Genomic DNA, 24541 nt, shown 5'->3' on the forward strand with positions numbered 1-24541 from the left:
CGCCGCTCAGCATGGCGACGATTTGGTCTGGCGAGTAGGCCGTCTCAACCAACCAGGTCGACTCTAGAATACGAGCGGCACCTGCATCGATCGTCCGCATTTGGCGATCTACCGCGCTATAGTCGCGCTCGATTTTGGTGAGGTCGTAGCCGACGAGATATCGCTTCATATCGGTTGTGTACGGAATCTTTGCTACTCAAAGATTACCTTCTCTCTCCAAGCTTCCGGTATTCTCCGAGGCACATCGAACAGATCGAAGAGCCATCCGGCTCCAGTTCCTCGGCCTTCGCGGTAGCATCCTCCAGCCGGTAAAACGGCAACCACTCCCCGGCTTTTGTCCCACCGGTCCCGCCTTTTCCGGCACCGTCGCGACAGTTTGAACAGCCCGCCGAGTGGACCTTGGTCGTGTGGTGGACGAAGCTCCGATAGACCCAATGGCTCGGGGCAAGCTCGACGTCATCAGGGTCAACCTGAACGATCTCACCATTGTCGTTGTCGGCCTGATCCTCATTGGCCTCAGCACTACGCTCGGCGATGAAGGCGTCAGTCATCGCCAGCACGTCCTCGATCTCCCAGAGCCCGTCGGCGAGGCCTGCTTGCATTGCCGCCGTCGGGAGTTTGATCCAGTCGCCGGAGCCGCCTCGCGGCCTCCTCGGACGGGGAATCCAGCAGTAATTATGGTACATGATCCAGAGCGCCAGATGGCGCTCGTGGTTGAGGAAGCGCTTCGAGAAGGCGTTGGTCTTGCGACCGTAGCGCCGATTTCCCATCCGCACGTTGAGATTCTGGCGCTCGATGTAGCTGGTGTGGATGTCGTGCTCAGCGACATCGCCGATCACCGCCGTCCGCGTCGCCCCTTCGTATCGGCTACCGGTTAGGCGGCTACCTTTCGCATCGACCTTCGAGTAATTCTTGTTCAGAACCCCAAAGTTTAAATCGCTCCCGAAGGCTCGATCCATCGCCTGGGGGTAGGCTCCGAGGCCGTCTGTGATGATGGTCGGGCGTTTCACGAACTCACCACTCTCTCGGCGCTTCAGTTTGCTGGCGAGGCGACGGGCGAACTTCGTGGCGTCGTCGATGCCCTGGTTCCCGAGGTGGTAGGTGAGAATGAACTTGGTCTCGGCGCAAACCGCCAGGTAGGTCCACACCGTGCCGGCGCCGGGCGTCGGCGCGGCCATGTCCTTCACGTTGAAACTGCGCGCGCCGACGAAGGCGTAGAGTTCGTCAGCCTGAATTTTCTCAATGGTCAGGTCGCGTAGCGAGTCGAGATAGGCGATCGCCATATCGCCAGCCTCTTCGAACAGCTTGGCGACCGTGTTTTGACTGACGCGAAAGATGCGCTCGCATGAGCGCTGCGACATGCCCTCGCAGAGGGAGTGGAGAATGTAGGCGCGTAGTCGCGCGTTAAGTCTATTCGCCAAACGCCATTGCTGGCCGGCGCCGGTCAGTCCCGAAATAGTTGAAAGTAACCATGGGCGTTCTCCAAGTTCGCAAAACCCAGTTTGGGTGCGCGAGCGAGGTCGCTCATGGGTAGTTGAGTTTCAACCTATTTCGTCGCTTTCGGCCTAAACTCATGCACGAGATGAGGTTAACGTTGCGAATTCGCAACGAAACGCCCCTTATATTCCTGTAATAATGAACATTAATAGATATTCTCGGGGCTATCTTTTCTTTGATAGTCGCTTTGCTGCCTCGATCAATTCTGACCTGTCTGCGCGAGGTAGAGCATCTCGGACCTCCTCAATGACACGAGCTTCCTCGGCGCTTGCCGGCTCATCATCACCCACCAGCGCTTTGGCGGCTTTCAGCATCGCCAGACGTTCAGTTTCGGGATCAGTGTGGGAGGGTTTCGTCATGCGAGGGTCCGGCCTGCAAGCAGCAGGCCGGAGAGGGTACCACAGGCTTAAAGAATATCGCCGGTGTGAACGGCGCAGGACACCACATGACGGAGGAGTGCCGAGACGGCCCCCTCCCGCGTCATAGAGGTCACGCAAGCGGCGCCATCGACGCTCCCGACGTAGCGCTTGCAAGTCTGGGTGAACTCGCAGCCGATCGAGAGTTGGTGGGCTCCGCGACGCAGGTTGATGGTTTCGGTGCGGTAGAACATGGGCGATCTCCTTGGTTTCGCCACCCGACCGAGCCGCCACCGCTGAGGCTTAGCAACCGGCTATCTCAAACTGCGTCACCGCCAAAAGCCCGCCCCTATAGACTCTTCCGCCTTTTCTGTGCATAAGCCCCGGCTTCCGGCGCTTTATCAGCAGCGCCTCCACCGTCACGACCCCGGCCTGTTAGCGCAGGATCCATCCGGACGAGGACGGCGAGGACCCCCGTCGACGTGATCGTCCACGGGGGCTGATCGCGTTTGGTCTGTAGTTTTAACCAGGGTTCGACATGTTCGACGGCCTTACAGAGCGACTTTCAGGCGTCTTCGACCGCCTCGGCGGCCGCGGCGTGTTGTCCGAGAAGGACATCGACGAGGCGCTGCGCGAGGTCCGAGTCGCCCTGCTCGAGGCCGACGTCGCCCTGCCGGTCGTCAAGGATTTCATCAGCAAGGCCAAGGAGCTGGCGTCTGGCGAGTCCGTCATCCGTTCGGTCAAGCCGGCCGACCAGGTGGTCAAGATCGTCTATGACGGCCTGGTCGAGATGCTGGGCGGCGAAGCGCCGACCGGCCTGAACCTGGCCTTGAACCCGCCGTCGGTCATCCTGATGGCCGGCCTGCAGGGCTCGGGCAAGACGACGACCACCGGCAAGCTGGCCCTGCGTCTGTCCAAGACCGAGCGCAAGAAGGTGCTGGTCGCCTCGCTCGACACCCGCCGTCCCGCCGCCATGGAGCAGCTGGCAACCCTGGCCAAGCAGGTCGAGGTCGAGAGCCTGCCGATCGTTCCGGGCCAGAGCGCTCCGGACATCGCCAAGCGCGCCATGACCGTGGCCAAGCTGGGCGGCTACGACGTTCTGATCCTCGACACCGCCGGCCGCACCACGCTGGACGAGGCGATGATGAGCGAAGCGGCGGAAATCGCCCGCATCGCCACGCCGTCCGAGACCATCCTGGTCGCCGACAGCCTGACCGGTCAGGACGCCGTGCGCACGGCCAAGGCGTTCCACGAGCGCCTGCCGTTGACCGGTCTGATCCTGACTCGCGCCGACGGCGACGGCCGTGGCGGCGCGGCGCTGTCGATGCGTCACGTCACCGGCCTGCCGATCAAGTTCCTCGGCGCCGGCGAAAAGATCGACCAGCTGGACGTGTTCGACGCCCGCCGCGTCGCCGGCCGCATCCTGGGCCAGGGCGACGTCGTGGCGCTGGTCGAGAAGGCCGCGGCCGATCTCGACCATGCCGAAGCCGAGCGCATGGCCAAGAAGCTGGCCAAGGGCAAGTTCGACCTGGACGACTTGGCCGCCCAGCTGCGCCAGATGCAGAAGATGGGCGGCATGGAAGGCATCATGGGCCTCCTGCCGGGCGTCCAGAAGGTCAAGAAGCAGATCGCCGAGAGCGGCGTCGACGACAGCATTTTCCGTCGCCAGCAGGCGATCATCAGCTCGATGACCAAGGAAGAGCGCAAGAAGCCCGACATCCTGGCCGCCTCGCGCAAGCGTCGCATCGCGGCGGGCTCGGGCGTCGACGTCGCCGAGATCAATCGCCTGCTGAAACAGCACCGCCAGATGGCCGACATGTTCAAGGCCATGTCCAAGGACGGCGGCAGGGGCATGGCCCGCATGGCCCAGATGATGGGCGGCGGCGACATGGCCCGTCTCAAGACCATGGGTGGGGGGAAAATGCCCCAGCCCGATCCCAATGCAGCGGGAGGCCAAGGCCTCTCGGGGCTGCCCGGTCTGCCGGGCCTCGGGGGCGGCGGCGACGCCAAGCCCAACCCTCTCTCCGGCCTGGGCCTGCCCGGCTTCAACCCGTTCAAGAAATAGAACTTTAGACCCTAAGGACTACCTCAAATGCTGAAGATCCGTCTCGCCCGTGGCGGCGCCAAGAAGCGTCCGTACTACTCGATCGTCATCGCCGACAGCCACTCGCCGCGCGATGGCCGCTTCATCGAGAAGGTCGGCACCTACAACCCGCTCCTCAAGAAGGACGACCCGGCTCGCGTGACCCTGAAGGTCGAGTCGATCCAGGAGTGGCTGAAGAAGGGCGCTCAGCCGAGCGACCGCGTCGCCCGCTTCCTGGCCGCTCAAGGCCTGGTCGCCTGGACCCACGGCAACAACCCGCAAAAGGGCGCCCCGGGCAAGAAGGCTCAAGAGCGCACCGCCGAGCGCGCTCAGCGTGAAGAAGAGCGCAAGCAAGCCGAGATCGACGCCAAGGCCGCCGCCGAAGCCGAGAAGGCCGCTGCTGCTGAAGCCGCCGCCGCTGCTGCTGCTGAAGCCGCTGCTGCCCCGGCCGCCGAAGAAGCCCCCGCTGAAGAGGCCCCGGCCGCTGAAGCGCCGGCTGAAGAAGCCTCGGAAGGCTAATCAGGGTATCCGCGCCGCCGATCCTTTCCGGGTCGGCGGCGCGACTCTGTCTGCACGATGGCCGCTGCTTCTCCCGATGACCCGATGATCCTGGTCGGCCGCGTGGCCGGCGGCTTCGGCGTGCGCGGCGAGGTGCGGATCTCGACCTATACCGAAGACCCGATGAGTATCGCGGGCTTCAAGACGCTGAAGCGCCAGGACGGCTCGGTCGCCCTGACCATCGCTTCCGCCCGCAAGACCAAGGACGGCGTCGTCTGCCGCTGCCCCGGCGTCGAGAGCAAGGAAGCCGCCGACGCCCTGCGCGGCCTGCGCCTGTACGTTCCCCGCTCGGCCCTGCCCGAGCCGGACGAAGACGAGTTCTACCTGACCGATCTGGTCGGCCTGACCGTCCGCCACATCACCACCGACGTCCTGCTGGGTCGCGTGAAGAGCGTCCAGAATTTCGGCGCCGGCGATATTCTCGAGATCACTCCGGACCTGGGCGGCCCGACCTGGTTCCTGCCGTTCACGCGGGCGGCTGTGCCCGAGGTCAAGATCGGCGAAGGTCTGATCCTGGCCGACCCGCCCGAACTGGTCGGCGAGCACGAAGGCCCCCAGGAAGACGAAGAGCTGGGCGACCGCGACTGAGTTTCCGCGCAGGAGCGTACGATTGACCTCGCCAAAATCGACCTCGCCAAAATCGACATTGGGCGGAAAGTGGCGGGTCACCGCCTCGCGCATTGTTCACCAGGATCCCTGGATCCGCCTGCGGGCCGACGACTGCGTCACCGACGAGGGCGCGGTGGTCGCGCCCTACTACGTCCTGGAATATCGCGACTGGGTCGAGGTGGTGGCGCTGGACGCGCAGAACAACGTCCTGCTGATCCGGCAGTATCGCCACGGTCTTGGCGATGTCTCCACCGAGCTGCCGGCCGGCGGCATGGACGAGGGCGAGACCGATCCGGTGGCCGCCGCCATCCGCGAGCTGCTGGAAGAGGCGGGCTGCGCCGGGACCTTGTCCCTGATCGGTGAGACCCGGCCCAACGCCGGCACCCACACCAACCGCGTCCATATCGTGCTGGCCCGCGACGTCGTCCGGGTGGCCGAGCCCAAGGACGATCCGGGCGAGCGCATCGAGAGCTTCTGGGTCAGCCCCGCCGAGGCCCTGCGCATGGCGCTGGCCGGCGAGCTCACCGTCGGCATGCAGGCCGCCTCGCTGCTGCGGGGTCTGGTCGAGGCCGGCGTGGCGGCGTTCTCGGTCGATGACAAGAAGGTCATGACAGAGGCTTAACTGGCCTTCGAGACGGCGCGATGCGACCCCTCGCCCCGCTGTTCAACCGGGGCTTTCGCCATGCGCCTTCTCGTCCTTTCGGCTCTGGCCGCGCTCGCGGTCGCCTCGCCCGTCCTGGCGGCCGAGGAACTGACGACCCAGCAGGCCGGCCAAGTTGTCGATAAGCTCGTCTCGAACCTCAACGGCTATTTCGACCCGGCCAAGGCGCGTCAGGTCCAGGCGGTGCTGAAGACCGAGCGCAAACGCCTCGTCGCGATCCACGACCGCGAACAGCTGGCGCAGGCGCTCAGCGCCATCACCTTGAAGACCTCCGGCGACCAGCATCTGAAGGTGTCGGTGACCACCGCCAGCGCCCAGGCTCCGACGATGAGCGACGCCGACCAGGCTCTGCTGGATCAGCGCCTGGCCTATGGCCTTATGGCCGTCCGCCGCCTGCCAGGCAATATCGGCTATCTGAAGCTGCGCTACTTCGAGCAAACCGCGGCTGGGGCTCAGGTCATCGAAGACGCCATGGCTCTGTTGCAGCACACCGACGCCCTGATCATCGATCTGCGCGAGAACACCGGCGGCGGCGGGGCGTCCGACGAGCGTCTGCTGGGCCATCTGTCGCGCGCGCCGCTGACCATGGCGGCCCTGCACTGGCGAGAGCCGGACGGCCGCGAGACGGTGGAGCAGCGCAAGGCCGACGTGCCGGCCTCGGGCCCGCTCTATGCTGACAAGCCGGTCTATGTGCTGGTCGCCAACCGGACCTTCTCGGCGGCCGAGGAGTTCGCCTACGACATCCAGGCCAACAAGCGCGGCCTGCTGGTGGGGACGCGCACGCGCGGCGGCGGCAATCCGGCCAATCGCGATGCGCCCGCCCTGGGCTTTGGCCTGTCGGTGTTCGTGCCCAACGGCCAGGCGATCCATCCGCTGACTGGCAAGGGCTGGGAGGGCGTCGGCGTCCAGCCGGATGTCGAGACACGGCCCGAAAGCGCCCTGACCGAGGCCTATCGCCGGGCCCTTGGCGTCGCCAAGCCGCTTGTCGTGACCCCGCGCTCGGAAAAGGAACGCGCCGACGCCATCGCCGACCCGGCGGCGGCGCTGGCCGGCGATCAGCGGCTCTAGGCTATTTGCGCACGCGCATCAGGCATTCCTGGGCCACCGATGCCAGGAGCTTGCCGTCGCGGCTGAACATCTGGCCGCGCACCAAGCCCCGGCCCTGCGAGGCGCTGGGGCTGTCCTGGGCGAACAGGGTCCAGTCGTTGAAGTCGAACGGGTGGTGGAACCACATGGCATGATCCAGGCTGGCGCCCTGCAGGCCCGGCGTCGTCCAGATCAGGCCGTGCGGACGCAGGGCGCTTTCCATGAACGCCATGTCCGACGCATAGGCCAGGGCGGCCTGCTGCATCTTCACGTCATGGCCCAGCGGGGCCTTGGCCCGCATCCAGACTTCCTTGGTGCCCGACTTCTTCACCGGAGCGACCGGGTTCTGCATGTCGACCCAGCGGATATCGACCGGGCGCGGCTTTTCCAGGTGGGCCAGCATCCGCGGATGGATCTGGTCGCCCAGGCTGCGCAGGAACTCGGCCTCGGTCGGCAGGGTCTCCGGATCAGGCGCCGAGGGCATGTCTGACTGGTGCTCGAAGCCGGCTTCCGGCGTCTGGAACGAGCAGGCCAGGTTGAAGATCTGCTCGCCATGCTGGATCGCAGCCACGCGGCGCGTGGTGAAGGTGCCGCCGTCGCGAGCCCGCTCGACCTCGTACAGGACTGGGGCGTTCACATCGCCGGGGCGGATGAAATACGCATGCAGCGAGTGACAGACCCGGTCCGGCACGGTCTTGTAGGCCGCCAGCAGGGCCTGGGCGATCACGAGGCCGCCGAAGATGCGCGGGAAGCCGTCGTTAGGGCTGACCCCCCGGAACAGGTTCACCTCGATGGGTTCGAGGTCCAGGATGTCGGCGAGGTTCTCGGTCGTCTGCATGGAGCAGTGCGATAAGCGCGCTTGTGCGGCGCCGCAAGCCGTGACCTTGCGTCAGTCGGTCGCGGTCCCCATCGTGGGTCGATGTCTTCTGCTCCCCCGATCATCCATCACCCCGCCTTCCGCGCCGAAATGCCGGCCGGACATCGCTTCCCGATGGACAAGTTCTCGCGCCTGGCCACGATGCTGGAGGCCGAAGGCGTGGCGGGGCCGGTAGGCTTCGTGCGGCCCGAGTTCATCGACGTCGAGACCCTGCTTCTGGCCCATACCGAGGACTACGTGCGGGGCGTGATCGAGCTCATCCTGCCGCCCGACGTCGTCCGGCGGATCGGCATGCCCAATACTGACAGCGTCGCGACCCGCGCCCGGGCGGCGACCGGCGGCACCCTGCTGGCCGCGCGCCTGGCCCTGGAGCACGGCATAGCCTGCAACACCGCCGGCGGCAGCCATCACGCTTCGGCGGAAAGCGGCGCGGGCTTCTGCGTGTTCAATGATGTGGCGGTGGCGGCAAGGCGTCTTTTGGCCGAGGGCAAGATCGGCAAGGCCCTGGTCGTCGACCTGGACGTTCACCAGGGCGACGGCACGGCGCGGATCTTCGAGGACGATCCCAGCGTCTTCACCTTTTCGATGCACGCCGAGAAGAACTTCCCGCACCGCAAGGCGGTCAGCGATCTCGACATCGAGCTGGCCGACGGCACGGACGACGCAGTCTATCTGGAAAAGGTGGGAGAGATCCTGCCGGCGCTGCTTTCCAGCGTCCGGCCGGACATCGTCTTCTTCAATGCAGGGGTGGATCCCCACGCGGACGACAAGCTGGGCCGACTGTCGCTGACCGACGAAGGTCTGGGGCGACGGGAGGCCTATGTCCTGGGCGCTTGTCTGGAGAGCGAGATCCCCGTGGTCGGGGTCATCGGCGGCGGCTACGACGCGGATATCGACCGCCTGGCTGCCCGCCACGCCATCCTGCATCGGACGGCCAAGTCTCTGTATTCCTGAGGCCTTGGGCCTCTTATCCCTAATCAGTCTTGGGCGACCTGAGGTCGCCATCTCCGTCGGGGCGAAGGTTCGCCCGACGGAGGTTACGCGGCGATCACTTAGAAGCTCGAAGCGAGCGAGCCGGCGATGATGACGAGCGGCAGAACCGCCAGAACGAGCGAGGCGAGGCCGGCGACGGCGTTGGTCTTGATGGTCATGGTCTTGATCCCTGTTTTCATTGGCGAACGCCATGTCGGCGTCCGATGAGCAAGGATGTAGGCGCTGACTCGGGTTAATGCACGTTACTCATGCTTCATGACGGCGATTTAAGGGAATATGTCGCACCTGATCGCGCATTAACTGGGATTAATGTTTCTTCGAAATTTCGTTTCGTGGGAAACTTTATCCTCTGAGACGATCGTCCGAACCCGTCCTAAACTCAGTCCTCGCTGGGCGCGACGAGGAACAGGCCTCGCATCGTAGCGATCGGCGCCGAGCGGGTTTCCTGCCAGGCCTCGACATGGACGTTGGCGATGCGGCGCCCCAATTTCTTGATCGTGGCGCGGGCGTAGGTGGTCAGCGGACGGCCCGAGCGCAGATATTCGATCGAGACATCGATGGTCCGGGGCTGACGCTTCATCGGCGCGGCGACCGACAGCTGGGCCAGAGCGGTCATTTCCATGAAGGCCCCCAGCACGCCGCCATGGATGGCCGGCAGCATCGGATTGCCGACGATGTGATGGGCGAATGGCAGGACGGCGGTCATCTCGTCGCCGGCCAGTTCGGCCCGCACACCCAGGAAGCGGGCGTAGGGGATGGCGTCCAGCATCGAGACCAGGCGGGTGTCGGCGTCGCTCATCAGTCCACGCTTCCGGTCTTGGCGCGCGGCTCGCGCGAGGGCTTCAGGTTGGCGCCCGGCTTCTTGCCGGCGCTGCTATCGAGCATGAAGGTCGCCTGGGCGGTGGCGACGGGATCCTCGGGATCGCGGTCGTAGGCCACGGCGCGGACAAAGGCGACCGAGCGGGTCAGCTTGTAGCAATGGGCCCGGGCCATGACGTCCAGCCCCGGCTCCGCCGCGCGCATGTAGTCGATGCGCAGATCGAGCGTGGCGATCGAGGTGAAGTTTTCCATGGCCGCGTGCACGGCCTGGCCGCTGGCATGGTCCAGCAGGGTGGTGACCACACCGCCGGCGATGACGCCCGTTTCCGGATCGCCGACGATCTCAGGGCGGTAGGGCACCTTCAGGATCGCCACCGCGTCGCCGATTTCCAGGGTAGAGAAGCCCAGGGCCTTGGCCTGCGGACTGCCCTCGTTCATCGCTGCGGCGATGAGTTTCGTCTGCTCGTTGTCGCTCATGGGATAGGCTTAGCGTCTTCCGCGTTGTCATTGCCAGCCGTGATCAGACCCGAAGACCTTCTCTGTCCCCGGCCGGATGGCCTCTACTGCCCGCCGGGAGACTTTTACATCGACCCCGTCCGCCCCGTGGACCGGGCGGTGATCACCCATGGCCATGCCGACCACGCCCGCGCCGGGCATGGGGCGGTGGCGGCGACGCCCGAGACCCTGGCGATCATGGCGACGCGCTACGGCGAGGACTTCACCGAGCGCCGCCAGGCCGTGCCTTATGGCCAGACGATCAGCCACAACGGCGTCGAGGTCACTTTGGTCCCGGCCGGCCACGTGCTGGGCTCGGCCCAGGCGGTGGTGCGCTGGAAGGGCCTGACCATGGTGGTGTCCGGCGATTACAAGCGTCGCCGCGATCCGACCTGCGCCCGCTTCGAGCCCGTGCCGTGCGACGTCTTCATCACCGAGGCGACGTTCGGCCTGCCGGTCTTTCGACATCCCGACGACGCCGACGAGATCCGCAGTCTGCTGGCCTCGGTCGAGCAGTTCCCCGAGCGCTGCCATCTGGTCGGGGCCTATGCGCTTGGTAAGGCCCAGCGGGTGATCCGGCTGCTGCGCGAGGGCGGCTGGGACAAGACGATCTTCGTGCATGGGGCGCTGGAGAAGCTGAACGCGCTCTACGAGGCGCACGGCGTCGAGCTCGGCCCGCTGGCCCCGGCGACCGCATCCGGACCCAAGGACGCCTTCGCCGGCCAGATCGTCATCGCGCCGCCCAGCGCCACGGCCGACCGCTGGTCGCGCCGCTTCCCCGATCCGGTCGACTGCTTCGCTTCGGGCTGGATGCGGGTGCGGGCCAGAGCCCGCCAGCGTGGCGTGGAAGTGCCGCTGATCCTGTCCGACCACGCCGACTGGGACGAGCTGACCGCCACGTTGTCTGAGCTGCGTCCCGGCGAGGTGTGGATCACCCACGGTCGCGAAGAGGCGCTGGAGCGCTGGTGCGAACTGGAAGGCCTGCCAGCCCGGGCGCTGCGGCTGGTCGGCTATGACGAGGAAGAGGGCGAGTAGCCCGCCGGGGCCTCGCCGACATATCGCGCGCGCGGCCGGATCAAGCGGCCCGTCTGCAGCTGTTCGATGGCGTGAGCGGTCCAGCCGGCGCTGCGGGCCGTGGCGAACAGGATGAACGGCGCGTCCGGCGGCAGTTTCAGGGTGCGGGCTAGGCTCACCAGGGCGAAGTCGATATTGGGCGCGAGGCCCGTGGCGTCTTCTGTCGTCGTCCGTAGCGCGGCCAGGAGGTGAGGGGCCTCGAACGCTGCCAGCAGCGCCGCGGCGCGGGGATCGCCGTCGGGATAGAGCGGATGGTCGAAGCCGGGCATCGACGCGCCGCGCGCCAGGCGGGCGGACACCGCGTGGCCGGGATCGCGGCGCTCAGCCTCCTCGACGAAGGCCTCGACCCTTGCGGCCATACCGCCGTGCAGAGGCCCGGAAAGCGCCGACAATCCCGCCAGGCAAGCCGCCGACAACGACGCCCCGGTCGAAGCCGCCACCCGGGTGGCGAAGGTCGAGGCGTTCAGTTCGTGGTCGGCTAGCAGGACCAGCGTACGGCGGACAAGATCGGCGCCGGCGGCGTTCAGGCCCCAGGCGGCGGCGAAGCGGGCGTGGGCTGGGCCTTCGCCGGTCTGGCCGGTGGCGGCGTCGACCACGGCCTCCAGCAGGTCGGCGGCCTCCATGGCCAGGGCCAGCGGTGCGCGGCCTCGGGCCGGGGGCTCGCGACCGGCCCGGGCAGCCAGGGTCAGGAACAGTCGCGCGCGGGCGTCGGGAGCCAGGGGGGGGATCGGGCGCTGAACCGCTAGCAACGCCGCGCCGTGGCCGCCCCGCAGCAGCCTGGCGGCCTCCTCGAAACTTAGCCTTTCGGCGAGGTGTACGGCGTCCTGGCCGCGATACCACAGGCGGCCGCCGGCGATGGTGGTGATGGCCGAGGGCAGGACCGGTTCGCCCCAGGCGATGGCCTGGGCGGCGACGTCGGCGGCGCGGCGGCCGCGCGCCTTCTTCTGGGCCAGGGCCGCGACGTCCGAGGCGCGGTAGAGGCTGCGGCGCGGATCGTGCGGATGGGCGGCCGCTTCGATCCGGCCCCGGCTGACATAGGCGTAGAGCGTCTGCGGCCGGATCCCCAACCGCTCCAAAACCTGATCCGCGTCGAGCCAATCTGCCATATAGATTGATTATATTGATCAAGATTGACGATCAAGCGGGTAGGGCGCGTTCTGGCGGACGAAAGGAGACCACACATGTCCGATGGTCTTGAGGGCGCCATCGCCGCCCACACCGTTCTGTCCGATGTCGACGGCGCCAAGGGCCGCTTGGTGATCCGTGGCTATGCCGTCGAGGATCTGTCGGGCCGCACCCGCTATGAGGAGGCCGCGCACCTGCTGTTCGACGGCTTCTTCGAGGATATGCCCAGCGACCTGGCGCCGGCCCTGGGCGAGGCCCGGGTCCGCGCCTTCGCCGAGGTCGCCGCCCTGGACGAGGGCCTGGCCCGCCGCGATCCGGTCGAGGCCATGCGCGCCCTCTTGGCCCGCCTGCCCGACGGCGACGACCTGCCGACCGCCCTGCTGCTAATCGCCGCTCCGGCCGTGTTCACCCCCGCCGTCCTGCGCGTCGCTCAGGGCCAGAGCCCGGTCGCGCCCGATCCGGCCCTGTCGCACGCCGCCGACATCCTGCGGATGACGCGCGGAACGCCGGCGACCGACGCCGAGGCCGCGGCGCTGGACGCCTACCTGGTCACGGTCTGCGATCACGGCCTGAACGCCTCGACCTTCGCCGCCCGGGTGGTGGCCTCGACCCGCGCGGGCCTGACCTCGGCGGTGCTAGCCGGGCTGTCGGCCCTGAAGGGCCCGCTGCACGGCGGCGCGCCCGGCCCTGTGATCGAGATGCTGGACGCGATCGGGGCACCCGAGAACGCCCGCCCCTGGCTGGAAAAGGCCCTGGCGCGCGGCGATCGGCTGATGGGTTTCGGCCACCGCATCTATCGCGTCCGCGACCCGCGCGCCGACGCCCTGAAGGCGGCTGTGCGCAAGCTGGCGGCGGCCTCCGAATGCTTTCCTGGACGGCTTACCTTTGCCGAGGCCGTCGAGCAGGCGGCGCTGGAGATCCTGCGCGAGCACAAGCCCGACCGGCCGCTGGACACCAATGTCGAGTTCTACACGGCGCTGCTGCTGGAGGCCCTGGGCCTGCCGCCGTCCAGCTTCACCTGCGTCTTTGCCATGGGGCGTGTCGCCGGCTGGCTGGCCCACGCCCGCGAGCAGCTGTCCGGCGGACGGCTGATCCGGCCGCAGTCGGTCTATGTGGGTCCTCAAGTGCGCGTGGCGGCTTAGCCTTCGGCGCGGGGTGCGGTAGATAGGGACCATGTCCCTGTCCGCCGCCGACCCCAAGGCCACCCGCAACGTCGCTCTGCTGTCCGTCGCCACCGCGACGGTGCTGATCATCGTCAAGGCGATCGCCTGGTGGGCCAGCGGCTCGGTGGCGATCCTGGCCTCGCTGTCGGACTCGGCGCTGGACCTAGTCGCCTCGCTGATCACGCTCTACGCCGTCCGCTACGCCGCCGTGCCGCCGGACGCCGAGCACCGGTTCGGTCACGGCAAGGCCGAGGCGTTCTCGAGCCTGCTGCAGGGCGGGCTGGTGTTCGCCTCGGGCGCGCTGATCGGACGCGAGGCCTTCCACGCCTTCTTCAACCCCAGTCCGGTCGAGCACGGCCTGGCCGGAGTGGTCGTGATGGCGATCTCGATCGTCCTGACCCTCGCCTTGATCACCGCCCAGGGCCGGGTGCTGAAGGCCAGCGGCTCGATCGCCATCGCCGGCGACCGCGCCCACTACGCCGCCGACCTCGGCTCGAACGCCGTGGCCCTGGTCGGGGTCGCGGCGGCCAGCTGGCTGGGCCTGACCTGGGTCGACGCGGCGGCGGGCCTGATCGTGGCGCTGTGGCTGATCTGGGGCGCGATCGGCGTCTTCCGCGAGGCCTCGGACCAGCTGCTGGACCGCGAATTGCCCGAGGCGGAGCGCGAGCGGATCGTGGCCCTGGCCACCGCCGACCCGCGCGTCCTGGGCGTCCACCAGCTGCGCACGCGGGCCTCGGGCCCCTATATCCACATGCAGATGCACGCCGACCTGCCCGCCGAGATCTCGCTGGCCGAGGCCCACAGCGTCATCGTCGCCGCCGAGAACCGCCTGCTGGAGGCCTTTCCCTCGGCCGACATCATCATCCACCCCGACCCGAGGGGCCTGGCCGAGAAGCACGGCGGCGTCTTCGCCGAGGGCGTCGAGGGTTGAGTTTTCGGGGCGGCTAGGTACGAAAACTCCGCATGAACGACACGCTCGCCCACCTGCCCCGCGCCTTCGCCGACAAGACCGTTATGGTCCTCGGCGACGTGATGCTGGACCGCTTCATCTACGGCGCGGTCGACCGCATCTCGCCCGAGGCGCCGGTGCCGGTGATCGCGGTCGAGAAGGAAACGGCCATGCTGGGCGGAGCGGGCAACGTCGCCCGCAACGTCGCCGCCCTGGGCGCCAAGGCGGTGCTGATTGGCCTAGTGGGCCAGGACGAGGCCGGCGCGGCCCTGCGCGGCATGATCGACGTCGAGCACGGCCTGGACGCCGAGCTCGTCGCCGATCCCAAGCGCCGCACGACCGAGAAGGTCCGCTACATCTCGGGCGCGCACCAGATGCTGCGCGTCGACCGCGAGGATCGCGGCCCCGGCGACGGCGCGGCCCTGCTGGCGGCGTTCAAGGCGCGCCTCGCCTCGGCCGACGTCGTGGTGCTGTCCGACTACGCCAAGGGCGTGCTGACCGCCGAGGTCGTGCGCGGAGCGATCGACGCCGCCCGCGCTTTGGGCAAGCCGGTGATCGTCGACCCCAAGAGCCGCGACTTCGCGCGCTACGACGGCGCGACCCTGATCAAGCCGAACCGCAAGGAGGCCGCCGAGGCCACCGGCGTCGTCGACAATTCCGACGAGGCCTCGGAGGAAGCCGGCGCGGCGATCCTGGCCATGGCCCCGGGGCTGGAGGCGGCCCTGATCACCCGCGGCGGCGCGGGCATGACCCTGTCGGTGCGTGGCCAGCCGCACGTCCACCTGCCGGCGACGGCGGTCGAGGTGTTCGATGTCTCGGGGGCCGGCGACACCGTGGCCGCGACCCTGGCCCTGGCCGTGGCGGCCGGCGCCAGCCTGGCCGACGCCGCGCATCTGGCCAACCTGGCCGGCGGCCTGGTGGTCGCCAAGCTGGGCACCGACGTCGTCACCGCCGCCGAGCTGACCGCCCGCGCCGGCTCGGCCGAGGGTGAGCCCGGCGAGATCAAGATCGCCGACCGCGACCACGCCGTGGAGATCGTCGAGGGCTGGCGCGCGCGCGGCCTGAAGGTCGGCTTCACCAACGGCTGCTTTGATTTGCTGCATCCCGGCCACGTCTCGCTGCTCAGCCAGGCCAAGGCGGCCTGCGACCGGCTGATCGTCGGCCTCAACACCGACGCCTCGGTGTCGAAGCTGAAGGGCCCGACCCGCCCGGTGCAGAAGGAGCAGGGCCGCGCCACGGTGCTGGCCTCGCTGTCGTCGGTGGACCTGGTGGTGCTGTTCGACGAGGACACGCCGCTGAACCTGATCGAGGCCTTCCGTCCCGACGTGCTGGTCAAGGGCGCCGACTACACGGTCGAAACCGTGGTCGGTTCGGACATCGTGCTGGGCTATGGCGGCAAGGTGGTGCTGGCCGAGCTGAAGCAGGGCCAGAGCACCACGAACCTCATTGCTCGGATGAACAGCTGACCTTGAGTAAAAGCGCCGCGCAAAAGCCTGGATTTCCAGGCTAAACGCCGTTCGGCAATCTCTTGTTAAGCAAAGCGGCGCATCGCTCTTTCGATGCAGCCTGAGCGCACCTGGGCATGAGCGTCGAACGCACCCTCCACCATTTCCCGCTGGACCCCGCCTCGCGACAGGTGCGTCTGGCGCTGGGCGAGAAGCGGCTGCCGTTCGTCGAGATCCAGGTCCGCTATTGGGAGATGCCGCCCGAGTTCACGGCCCTGAACCCGTCGGGCCTGCCGCCGGTGCTGGTCGAGACCCGCAACCAGCGCAACCTGGTGGTCTGCGAGACGCGCGCCATCCTCGAGCACATCGAGGAGACCGAGAGCGAGCCGGCCCTGCTGGGCCGCGACGCCGGCGAACGCGCCGAGGCCCGCCGCCTGCTGCAGTGGTTCGACCGCAAGTTCGACAACGAGGTCAACGGCTTCCTGCTGCACGAGAAGATGGAGAAGCGGCTGCTGCGCATGGGCGCGCCGGACCTGGCCGCCCTGCGCCAGGGTCGCGAGGCGCTGCGCCACCACCTGGGCTATGTCGACGGCCTGCTGCAGACCCGCGACTGGCTGGCCGGACGCCGCATGAGCCTGGCCGATTTCGCCGCCGCCGCCCACCTGTCGGTGATCGACTATTTCGGCGACGTGCCTTGGAAGGACTTCCCGACGGCCAAGACCTGGTACATGAAGCTGAAGTCGAGGCCGGCCTTCCGCCCGATCCTGGCCGACCGCTGGCCCGGCCTCGCGCCGGCCGCGCACTATGACGACCTCGATTTCTGAGCTTTCTTCTCCTGACGCGATCAAGGACGAGATCCGCGCCGAGGCCCTCAAGCTAGGGTTCTCGACCTGCGGCTTCGCCGACGCCGCCGCTGCTTGGCCCAATGGCGAATGGCTGCGCGAATTCGTGGTGGCCGAGCGTCACGGCGACATGGGCTGGATGGAGGAGACGCTGGAGCGGCGTTCGCATCCGACCGCCATGTGGACGGAGGCGCGCTCGGCGGTGGTGCTGGGTGTCAACTACGGCCCCGACATCGATCCGCTGGAACAGCTGAAGGTGACCAGCGACGCGGCCATCTCGGTCTACGCCCAAGGCGACGACTACCACGACGTCATAAAGAAGCGCCTGAAGGTGCTGGCCGGCTGGATGCACCGCCGGTTCGGCAACGACGTGAAGGTGTTCGTCGACACCGCGCCCCTGATGGAAAAGCCCCTGGCCCAGCGCGCGGGCCTGGGCTGGCAAGGCAAGCACACCAACCTCGTGTCGCGCCAGTTCGGCTCGTGGCTGTTCCTGGGCAGCGTGCTGACCACCCTGGACCTGCCGCCGGACGCGCCCGAGGTCGACCACTGCGGCCGCTGCAGCGCCTGCCTCGACATCTGCCCGACCAACGCCTTCCCGGCCCCGCGCCAGCTGGATGCGCGGCGCTGCATCTCGTACCTGACCATCGAGCTGTCGGGGCCGATCCCGGCCGAATTCCGGCCGGCCCTGGGCAATCGGATCTATGGCTGCGACGACTGCCTGGCGATCTGTCCGTGGAACAAGTTCGCCAGCCTCTCCAGCGAGGCCAAGCTGCAGGCCCGCGCGGCGCTGAAGCAGCCGTCGCTGGCCGAGCTGGCGGGGCTGGACGACGCGGAATTCCGGGCGCTGTTCTCGAAGAACCCGATCAAGCGGATCGGGCGGGACCGCTTCGTGCGCAACGTGCTCTACGCGATCGGCAACAGTGGCGATACGAGGCTGATGGCGGTGGTCGAGCCGCTGCTGGCGGACCCCGCGCCCGTGGTGCGCGGCGCGGCGATATGGGCCGCGCGACGGCTCATCGGGGAGGCGGCGCTGGCGTTGAAGGGCGCGGAGCACGATCCCGAGGTCTTGGCGGAGTGGGTCTGACTTGCCCCCTCCGGGCCTAACGGCCCTCCTCCCCCAAAGGGGGAAGAAGGCCGTTTTTTCCTTCCGCCCGCCTTTGGGGGCGGACGACCTGCGAAGCAGGTCAGGTGGGGGGAGTTACGCCTTCAGCGCCGCTTCCACCGCCGCGCGGGCGGCGACGCCCAGGTCGGGGCGCTTCAGGGCCAGGGCGACATTGGCCTTCAGCAGGCCGATCTTGTCGCCGCAGTCGTGGGTGGCGCCTTCGTAAACATAGGCGTGGAACTTCTGCTGGGTCATCAGCTTGGCCATCGAGTCCGTCAGCTGGATCTCGTTGCCCGCGCCCTTCTCCTGGCTGGCCAGCAGCTCGAAGATCTCGGGCTGCAGGATGTAGCGGCCGGCGATCGACCAGTTCGAGGGGGCCGTGCCCTTGGCCGGCTTCTCGACCATGCCGGTCATGGTGGCCAGGCGGCCGTTCACCTCGCCCGGGGCGACGATGCCGTACTTGTGGGTCTCGCTTTCCGGCACTTCCTCGACGCCGATGACGTTGCCGCCGCCGACCTTGTCATAGACCTCGATCAGCTGGCCCAGGGCCGAGGGATCAGCATCGACGATGACGTCGGGCAGCATGACCGCGAACGGCTCGTCGCCGATGATGTCGCGGGCGCACCAGACGGCGTGGCCCAGGCCCAGCGGGGCCATCTGGCGCACGAAGCTCATCTCGCCCGGCTTGGGCAGCTCGTCGCGCAGTTGCTTCAAGATATCGGTCTTGCCCTTGGCCTCCAGCTGGGCCTCCAGCTCGACCTGGTGGTCGAAATAGTCCTCGATCGCGCCCTTGCTGCGGCCGGTGACGAAGACGAAGTGCTCGATGCCCGCCTTGCGGCCTTCCTCGACGATGTAGGACAGGATCGGTCGGTCGACGACGTTCAGCAGTTCCTTCGGCGTGGTCTTGGTGCCCGGCAGGACACGGGTGCCGAGACCGGCGACGGGAAGGACGGCTTTACGAACGGGTTTCATGGGCGTCTCGTCAGAGTATTGGGTGGTCGTTTCTAGAAAACGTTTCCAAACAAAGCCACCACTGTTCCGTGAAAATTGTTCGACCGCGCCGGCGTGTTCGTCCGGAGATGGAATCCCGGGCGGTCCGTGCTAGCTGAGCGGTCTGATTGTTCGAGGTTCTTTTCATGCATCGCCGCGCCCTGCTCTTAACCCTCGCCGCCGTCGGCCTGACCCTGGCCGCCTGCGGTCCCAGCAAGAAGGCGCAGGAGAACCTGACCATCGCCGACGCCTTCATGGCCAAGAACGCCAAGGAGCCCGGCGTCGTCACCCTGCCCGAGGGCCTGCAGTACAAGGTGGTGCGCGACGGGCCGAACGGCGGCATGCACCCGAGCAAGGCCGACGAGGTCAAGGTCCACTACGAGGGCAAGCTGCTGGACGGCACGGTGTTCGATAGCAGCTACGAGCGCGGCGTGCCGGCCGTGTTCCCGCTGGACGGCCTGGTGCCGGCCTGGGTCATCGCCCTGCAGCGCATGAAGGCCGGCGATGAATGGATCCTCTATGTGCCGCCGGCCCTGGGCTATGGCGCCCAGGACAAGGGCCCGATCCCGGCCAACAGCGTGATGATCTTCCGCATCGAGCTGCTGGACGTGAACCGGATCGGACCGGGCCAGCCGAAGGAATAGCGGTGTAGCGCCCCCTCCGTCTCGCCGCTGCGCGCCGATCCACCTCCCCCGTTGCACGGGGGAGGACGGGATCTCTCCTCCCCTGCGAAGCGGGGGAGGTGGCCCGAAGGGCCGGAGGGGGCGCTAAGGCCTCAGACCACCCGCGGCGGGTAGCCGCTCTCGCGCAGGGCGTCCATGACCTCCTGGGTGTGCTGGGCGTCGCGGGTTTCGATGGTGATGTCGAACTCCGCGCCCTTGGCCGGGACGTCCAGGGCCAGGCGGTTGTGGTTCACCTCGATGATGTTGGCGCCCATGGTCCCGATCACCGAGGCCACGGTCGACAGCAGGCCCGGACGATCGTCGCCGATGATCCGCAAGCTGGCCAGGCGCTGGGCGCGGACCAGTTCGCGGGTCAGGACCGAGGCCAGCAGGCGGGTGTCGATGTTGCCGCCGCACAGGATCAGACCGCACTTCTTGCCGCGGAAACGTTCCGGATAGGCCAGCAGCGCCGCCAGCGAGGCCGCGCCGGCGCCCTCGGCGATGGTCTTCTCGACATTGCAGTACAGCGAGACGGCCTGCTCCAGGTGGGGCTCTTCCAGCAGCAGCACGTCGTCGATCAGCGGGCGCACGACGCCGTAGGTCAGGTCGCCGACCTGCTTGACCGCGACCCCCTCGGCGATGGTCTGGCCGCCGCAGTGGGCCGCGACGCCGCGCATGCGGGCGGTGAAGGACGGGTACATGGCCGGCTCGCAGCCGACGATGCGGATGTCGGGGTTCAGGGCCTTGGCCGCCGTGGCCACGCCGCTGATCAGGCCGCCGCCGCCGATCGGCACGGGCAGGATCTCCAGGTCCGGCGCGTCCTCCAGCATCTCCAGGGCGATCGTGCCCTGGCCGGCCATGATGTCGTAGTCGTCGAACGGGTGGACGAAGGTCAGGCCCTGGTCGTCGCGCAGCTTGCGGGCGTGGGCGGCGGCGTCGTCATAGGTCTCGCCCTCGATGACCACGGTCGCGCCGAAGTCGCGGGTGTGCTGCACCTTCACGAACGGCGTGGTCTTAGGCATGACGATGGTGACCGGCACGCCCAGGCGGGCGCCGTGATAGGCCAGGCCCTGGGCGTGGTTGCCGGCGCTGGCGGCGATCACGCCCTGCTTCTTCTCGGCTTCCGAGAGCAGCATCAGCTTGTTCAGCGCGCCGCGCTCCTTGTAGGCGGCGGTGAACTGCAGGTTCTCGAACTTCACCCAGACCTCGGCCCCGGTAATCTTCGACAGGGTCTTGGAATAGCGGCACGGCGTGCGCTCGACTTGACCCTTCAGGCGGCCGGCGGCGGCTTGGATGGCGGCGAGGTCGAGGGTCATAGGCGCTCCGGACACGAGAACTTGCGGGGCCTCTACCACGGCCAAGCCATCCGGGCACACCCCTTTAGGGCGCGGTCTCCAGCAGGTTTTCTATGGCCGCCCACGCTTGCGGCTCGGTCAGCATCGGCGCGTGGCCGACGTTCGCGACCTCAGCATAGATCATGGAGGGGGCAGCGGCGTGCATGCGCTCGGCGATGGCGGGGTCGATAAGGTCCGAGATCCCGCCGCGCACCAGCAGCAGCGGACGTTCCTTCGCCAGCGCCCGGAACAGCGGATACATGTCCGGCGGGGCGAGAGCGGCGCCGCCTTCGGCCTGCGTCTTGGCGGCGGCTTCGGCGGCGGCCTTGATCGGGGCGGCGATGTCGGGGTCGTAGGCCAGGGCGAAGGCGCCGTCCTGCTCGTTGAACAGCCGGCGGGCGAAGGCGTCCCAGTCCTGCGCGCCATAGGCTGGGAAGGCGGCTTCATTGATCCTGCGGGCGTAGGCGACGGCCTCGTCCCAGGTCTCGAACCGGCTGGCCATACCGGTATAGCCGGCGATCCGGGCCAGACCGACGGGCGACAGCTCGGGGCCGACATCGTTCAGCACGACGGCGGCGATCGCCTCGGGGCGGATCGAGGTCAGTACCATGGTGATCAGCCCGCCCATGCTGGTGCCGACGAACACCGCCTTCTCGATCCCCGCCGCGTCCAGCAGCGCGACGATGTCGGCGGCGTAGGTCCCCGGATGGTAGTTCATCGGGTTCGGGTCGTGCGCCGACAGCCCCCGCCCGCGCACGTCGACCGCCAGCACCCGGCGGCCCGTGGCGGCGATCTTCGGCGCGAGGTCCTCGAAATCGCGGGCGTTGCGCGTCAGGCCGTGGATGCAAATCACCGGCAGCTTTTGGCTCTCACCGACAGGCGCATAGTCCCGCGCATGCAGCGGCAGGCCTTCGTACGAGGTCCAGAAGAAGTCGGTGAAGCTCACGGTCAGGCCTCGTAGACGAAGGGCGAGTCGATCTCGGCCAGCAGCGGCGCTGCGTTATCGCGGTCGTTGGCGGTGATCTCGGCGACCGGGATCGGCCAGTCGATGGCGATGGCCGGGTCGCTCCAGCGCACCGCGCCCTCGGCCTGCGGGGCGTAGTAGTCGGTGACCTTGTAGAGCACCTCGCAGGCGTCGGTCAGGGTGACGTAGCCGTGCGCGAAGCCCTTGGGGACCAGCAGTTGCTGGCGGTTCTCGGCCGACAGTTCGGCCCCGACCCATTGGCCGTAGGTCGGCGAGCCTTTGCGAATATCGACCGCCACGTCGAAGATCGATCCGACCACGCAGCGCAACAGCTTGTCCTGGGCATGCGGCGGCTTCTGGTAGTGCAGGCCCCGCTGGATGCCGCGCGTCGTGGAGCGGACATGGTTGTCCTGAACGAACGCGGCCTTAAATCCAGCCTCTTCCAGCGCCGATTGGCGGAAGGTCTCGGAAAACCAGCCGCGCTCATCGCCATGGCGCGCGGGCGTGATAAGCAGCACTTCGGGGATCGCCAGCGGCGTGATCTTCATGACGCGTACCTTGAGAAACGAACCCGCCACCGATGCCGGCTGAGACGATCGAACACAAGAGCCCGGCGGTGAGCGTGATCATCGTCTCTTACCAGAGCGGCCCGACCCTGGCGCCGTGCCTGGAGCGGCTGGCGGCCCAGACCTTCCGCGACTTCGAGACCATCCTGATCGACAACGCCTCGACCGACGGCGCGCCGCAGGCCGCCGCGAAGGCCCATCCGTGGGTCGATTTCGTCGAGGCCGGGGCCAATCTGGGGTTCGCGGCCGGCAACAACTTCGCCATCCGGCGCGCCAAGGGCCGATGGCTGGTGCTGCTGAACCCCGACGCCTATGCCGAGCCCGACTGGCTGGCGGAGCTGATGGCCGGCGTTGCGCGCCACCCCGAGGTCAAGAGCTTCGCCTCGCTGCAGCTGTCGGCCGACCAGCCGGGCCGACTGGACGGGGCCGGCGACAACGTCACCAGCGCGGGCATACCGTTCCGCGGTGGGTATGGCCGCAAGATCCCGGCCGATCTGCCCGAGGGCGAGGTGTTCTCGGCCTGCGGCGCGGCCATGCTGATCGACCGCGCGCTTTTCCTGGAAGCCGGTGGCTTCGACGAGCGCTACTTCTGCTACTGCGAGGACGTCGACCTGGGCTACCGCCTGCGCCTGTACGGCCAGCCGACCCTGCTGCTGCCGAAGGCGAAGGTCGCCCATGTCGGTTCGGCCAGCACCGGGGTGCGCTCGGACTTCTCGATCTTCCACGGCTCGCGCAACCGCGTCTGGACGTTCCTGAAGAACACGCCCGGTTGGCTGCTGCCCGTCACCCTGCCGCTGCACGTGGCGGTGACGGCGGGTCTGTTGCTGTTGCACTGGAGGCGCGGCGACGTCGCCCCGGCCATACGCGGCATCAGAGCGGCGCTGAAGCGCGAGGACCTCGACCATGTCATGGCCGACCGCCGCGCGATCCAGGCCAAGCGAAAGGTCTCGCCCGGCGCGATTCTGCGGGTGATGTCGATCGACCCGGCGGCCTTCGTCGGCCGTCGCTTCGTGATCAGGAAGTGGCGAGGTCCTCGATCAGCCGGCGCATAAACGCCGCGCCGCGCTGCATCTGGCTGATCTGGACATATTCGTCGGGCTGGTGGGCCTGGTCGATCGAGCCGGGGCCGCAGATCACGGTCGAGAAACCCGCGCCCTGGAATTGCCCGGCCTCGGCGGCATAGGGCACGACGCGGGCCGGACCGTTGTCGCCGGCCAGCTTGCGGGCGAAAGCCTCGGCGACGCCGTCCTCCTCGGGTGCGAGGGCCGGGGTCAGCGAGCGGCGCTCGACCCTGACCCCACCTTCGGGCGCCCTGGCCTTGATCTCCGCGTCCAGGGCGTCGGCCGCTGCAAAGAACTCGGCCAGGATCGCCATCGGATCCAGGCCGGCCGGGGTGCGCAGGTCGAACAGGAACTTGCACTCACGCGCCAGGATGTTGCCGGCCGTACCGCCATGGACCATGCCGACGGTCAGGGTTGCGCCCTTGGGCGTGAACGGCGAGCTGGGATCGGCCTGGCGCTCGAGCTTTTCCGCCAGCGCGACCAGCATAGCCATCAGCTTGATCGCCATGGTGTTGGCCGAGACGCCCAGGTGGGTGAGGCTGGAATGAGCTTCGCGGCCGGTGACGGTGACCGTGAAGGTGGCGATGCCCTTGTGGCCGCGCACGGCGACCATGTCGGTGGGCTCGCCAACCACCACGAGGGCCGGGCGCGGGACCTCGCTGGCGATCACCGCGATCATGTCCGGCGCGCCTAGGCAGCCGACCTCCTCGTCATAAGAGAAGGCCAGATGGACGGGCTTCTTCAGCGTCGCCTTCGCCAGGTCCGGCGCGGCGGCCAGGGCCAAGGCGAGAAAGCCCTTCATGTCGCAGGTCCCGCGGCCATACAGCCGGCCGTCGCGCTGCGTCAGCGTCCACGGATCGCTGGACCACGGCTGGCCGTCGACTGGTACGACGTCGGTATGGCCGGACAGCACGACCCCGCCCTCGACCGCCGGACCGATGGTGGCCATCAGGTTGCTCTTGGTCCCGTCGGCGTTCGGCACGCGGCGCGAGGGAATGTCGAGATGGGCGAGGTAGGCCTCGATCCACTGGATCAGCTCCAGGTTCGACCGGCGCGAGGTGGTGTCGAACGCCACCAGCTTGGCCAGGATGTCGATGGCGCGTTCGGACAGGACTTCGGAGGAGGAAATCATCCGTCGAGCCTAGACCCGTTCTTCGCGCCTCGCCCACCCCGCTTTAGGAAAACTCCCCGCCGGCGGTCAAAAACGGCGGCCGGCGGGACGTTCGAGCG

26 protein-coding genes are annotated in these 24541 nt (G+C 67.9%); 14 read left to right on the top strand and 12 right to left on the bottom strand.

Annotated elements, in window-relative coordinates:
- Positions 1 to 203 precede the first annotated feature (203 nt).
- Both ABDW31_RS05180 and ABDW31_RS05185 read right to left on the bottom strand, forming a co-directional pair.
- The gene (locus ABDW31_RS05180; RefSeq protein ID WP_343698415.1) at positions 204 to 1361 is read right to left on the bottom strand and encodes a hypothetical protein; all 1158 of its coding nucleotides are present in this window, start codon (positions 1359 to 1361) and stop codon (positions 204 to 206) included.
- A 542-nt stretch (positions 1362 to 1903) separates the two neighbouring features.
- The gene (locus ABDW31_RS05185) at positions 1904 to 2107 is read right to left on the bottom strand and encodes a hypothetical protein (protein ID WP_343698416.1); all 204 of its coding nucleotides are present in this window, start codon (positions 2105 to 2107) and stop codon (positions 1904 to 1906) included.
- Between the two features lie 284 nt (positions 2108 to 2391).
- Here ABDW31_RS05185 and ffh point away from each other — a divergent pair, with 284 nt between their 5' ends.
- The 5 genes from ffh to ABDW31_RS05210 are packed head-to-tail and all read left to right on the top strand — an operon-like array spanning position 2392 to position 6832.
- Positions 2392 to 3918: a signal recognition particle protein gene (ffh, locus tag ABDW31_RS05190; protein ID WP_184715164.1), complete on the top strand. Its 1527-nt coding sequence runs from the start codon at positions 2392 to 2394 to the stop codon at positions 3916 to 3918.
- 27 nt (positions 3919 to 3945) lie between these two features.
- A complete protein-coding gene (rpsP, locus tag ABDW31_RS05195) occupies positions 3946 to 4455 on the top strand; it encodes a 30S ribosomal protein S16 (protein ID WP_184715166.1) in 510 nt (169 codons plus the stop codon).
- Positions 4456 to 4512: 57 nt separating this feature from the next.
- A complete protein-coding gene (rimM, locus tag ABDW31_RS05200; protein WP_184715168.1) occupies positions 4513 to 5082 on the top strand; it encodes a ribosome maturation factor RimM in 570 nt (189 codons plus the stop codon).
- 58 nt (positions 5083 to 5140) lie between these two features.
- Positions 5141 to 5725, top strand: a complete 585-nt coding sequence (locus ABDW31_RS05205) for an NUDIX hydrolase (protein ID WP_184723525.1) — start codon at positions 5141 to 5143, stop codon at positions 5723 to 5725.
- 60 nt (positions 5726 to 5785) lie between these two features.
- Complete coding sequence (locus ABDW31_RS05210; protein WP_184715170.1) at positions 5786 to 6832, top strand: S41 family peptidase; 1047 nt, start codon at positions 5786 to 5788, stop codon at positions 6830 to 6832.
- A 1-nt stretch (position 6833) separates the two neighbouring features.
- On the opposite strand, the gene ABDW31_RS05215 is transcribed toward ABDW31_RS05210, so the two are convergent.
- The gene (locus ABDW31_RS05215) at positions 6834 to 7688 is read right to left on the bottom strand and encodes an acyl-CoA thioesterase II (RefSeq protein WP_184715172.1); all 855 of its coding nucleotides are present in this window, start codon (positions 7686 to 7688) and stop codon (positions 6834 to 6836) included.
- Positions 7689 to 7769: 81 nt separating this feature from the next.
- Here ABDW31_RS05215 and ABDW31_RS05220 point away from each other — a divergent pair, with 81 nt between their 5' ends.
- Positions 7770 to 8681, top strand: a complete 912-nt coding sequence (locus ABDW31_RS05220; protein ID WP_184715174.1) for a histone deacetylase — start codon at positions 7770 to 7772, stop codon at positions 8679 to 8681.
- A gap of 98 nt (positions 8682 to 8779) precedes the next feature.
- Here ABDW31_RS05220 and ABDW31_RS05225 read toward each other — a convergent pair whose 3' ends face one another.
- From ABDW31_RS05225 to ABDW31_RS05235, 3 genes are all read right to left on the bottom strand, one after another.
- Complete coding sequence (locus tag ABDW31_RS05225) at positions 8780 to 8878, bottom strand: hypothetical protein (protein WP_184715176.1); 99 nt, start codon at positions 8876 to 8878, stop codon at positions 8780 to 8782.
- Positions 8879 to 9099: 221 nt separating this feature from the next.
- The gene (locus ABDW31_RS05230; protein WP_172267130.1) at positions 9100 to 9519 is read right to left on the bottom strand and encodes a PaaI family thioesterase; all 420 of its coding nucleotides are present in this window, start codon (positions 9517 to 9519) and stop codon (positions 9100 to 9102) included.
- Positions 9519 to 10016, bottom strand: a complete 498-nt coding sequence (locus ABDW31_RS05235; protein WP_184715178.1) for a PaaI family thioesterase — start codon at positions 10014 to 10016, stop codon at positions 9519 to 9521. Before ABDW31_RS05235 ends, ABDW31_RS05230 begins: the two co-directional genes overlap by 1 nt.
- A gap of 24 nt (positions 10017 to 10040) precedes the next feature.
- Between ABDW31_RS05235 and ABDW31_RS05240 the strand changes: the two genes are divergently transcribed.
- On the top strand, positions 10041 to 11069 hold the full coding sequence (locus ABDW31_RS05240; protein WP_184715180.1) for a ligase-associated DNA damage response exonuclease: 1029 nt from the start codon (positions 10041 to 10043) through the stop codon (positions 11067 to 11069).
- Here the strand turns inward: ABDW31_RS05240 and ABDW31_RS05245 are convergent.
- On the bottom strand, positions 11045 to 12214 hold the full coding sequence (locus ABDW31_RS05245; protein ID WP_184715182.1) for a citrate synthase family protein: 1170 nt from the start codon (positions 12212 to 12214) through the stop codon (positions 11045 to 11047). The two genes, ABDW31_RS05240 and ABDW31_RS05245, sit on opposite strands and share 25 nt — an antisense overlap.
- Positions 12215 to 12289: 75 nt before the next feature.
- Between ABDW31_RS05245 and ABDW31_RS05250 the strand changes: the two genes are divergently transcribed.
- The 5 genes from ABDW31_RS05250 (at position 12290) to queG (ending at position 17716) form a co-directional block, all read left to right on the top strand.
- Positions 12290 to 13375, top strand: a complete 1086-nt coding sequence (locus ABDW31_RS05250) for a citrate synthase/methylcitrate synthase (protein WP_184715184.1) — start codon at positions 12290 to 12292, stop codon at positions 13373 to 13375.
- Positions 13376 to 13406: 31 nt separating this feature from the next.
- Positions 13407 to 14327 carry a cation diffusion facilitator family transporter gene (locus tag ABDW31_RS05255; RefSeq protein WP_184715186.1) on the top strand — a complete coding sequence of 307 codons (921 nt, stop codon included), beginning with the start codon at positions 13407 to 13409 and terminating at the stop codon, positions 14325 to 14327.
- Positions 14328 to 14359: 32 nt separating this feature from the next.
- Entirely contained in the window at positions 14360 to 15811 is a 1452-nt protein-coding gene (gene rfaE1, locus ABDW31_RS05260) for a D-glycero-beta-D-manno-heptose-7-phosphate kinase (RefSeq protein WP_343698417.1), read from the top strand.
- A 116-nt stretch (positions 15812 to 15927) separates the two neighbouring features.
- Positions 15928 to 16614, top strand: a complete 687-nt coding sequence (locus ABDW31_RS05265; protein ID WP_184715190.1) for a glutathione S-transferase family protein — start codon at positions 15928 to 15930, stop codon at positions 16612 to 16614.
- A complete protein-coding gene (queG, locus tag ABDW31_RS05270) occupies positions 16595 to 17716 on the top strand; it encodes a tRNA epoxyqueuosine(34) reductase QueG (RefSeq protein WP_184715192.1) in 1122 nt (373 codons plus the stop codon). The genes ABDW31_RS05265 and queG overlap by 20 nt, the downstream gene beginning before the upstream one ends.
- A 114-nt stretch (positions 17717 to 17830) precedes the next feature.
- Here queG and galU read toward each other — a convergent pair whose 3' ends face one another.
- Positions 17831 to 18706: a UTP--glucose-1-phosphate uridylyltransferase GalU gene (gene galU, locus ABDW31_RS05275; RefSeq protein WP_184715194.1), complete on the bottom strand. Its 876-nt coding sequence runs from the start codon at positions 18704 to 18706 to the stop codon at positions 17831 to 17833.
- A gap of 146 nt (positions 18707 to 18852) precedes the next feature.
- On the opposite strand from galU, the gene ABDW31_RS05280 reads away from it, so the two are divergent.
- Positions 18853 to 19368: an FKBP-type peptidyl-prolyl cis-trans isomerase gene (locus tag ABDW31_RS05280; RefSeq protein WP_184715196.1), complete on the top strand. Its 516-nt coding sequence runs from the start codon at positions 18853 to 18855 to the stop codon at positions 19366 to 19368.
- Positions 19369 to 19499: 131 nt separating this feature from the next.
- Here ABDW31_RS05280 and ABDW31_RS05285 read toward each other — a convergent pair whose 3' ends face one another.
- From ABDW31_RS05285 to rfbC, 3 genes are all read right to left on the bottom strand, one after another.
- On the bottom strand, positions 19500 to 20702 hold the full coding sequence (locus tag ABDW31_RS05285; protein WP_184715198.1) for a threonine ammonia-lyase: 1203 nt from the start codon (positions 20700 to 20702) through the stop codon (positions 19500 to 19502).
- Between the two features lie 64 nt (positions 20703 to 20766).
- On the bottom strand, positions 20767 to 21666 hold the full coding sequence (locus ABDW31_RS05290; protein ID WP_184715200.1) for an alpha/beta hydrolase: 900 nt from the start codon (positions 21664 to 21666) through the stop codon (positions 20767 to 20769).
- Between the two features lie 2 nt (positions 21667 to 21668).
- Positions 21669 to 22232 (bottom strand): dTDP-4-dehydrorhamnose 3,5-epimerase, encoded by a 564-nt coding sequence (rfbC, locus tag ABDW31_RS05295; protein ID WP_184715202.1) that lies wholly within the window; start codon positions 22230 to 22232, stop codon positions 21669 to 21671.
- A gap of 32 nt (positions 22233 to 22264) precedes the next feature.
- Between rfbC and ABDW31_RS05300 the strand changes: the two genes are divergently transcribed.
- Positions 22265 to 23302 carry a glycosyltransferase family 2 protein gene (locus ABDW31_RS05300; protein WP_184715204.1) on the top strand — a complete coding sequence of 346 codons (1038 nt, stop codon included), beginning with the start codon at positions 22265 to 22267 and terminating at the stop codon, positions 23300 to 23302.
- Here the strand turns inward: ABDW31_RS05300 and argE are convergent.
- Positions 23265 to 24443, bottom strand: a complete 1179-nt coding sequence (gene argE / locus ABDW31_RS05305; protein ID WP_184715206.1) for an acetylornithine deacetylase — start codon at positions 24441 to 24443, stop codon at positions 23265 to 23267. The genes ABDW31_RS05300 and argE overlap by 38 nt on opposite strands.
- Between the last annotated feature and the right edge of the window lie 98 nt (positions 24444 to 24541).

It is taken from the genome of Caulobacter sp., from assembly GCF_039596335.1.
Taxonomy (GTDB): Bacteria; Pseudomonadota; Alphaproteobacteria; order Caulobacterales; family Caulobacteraceae; genus Caulobacter.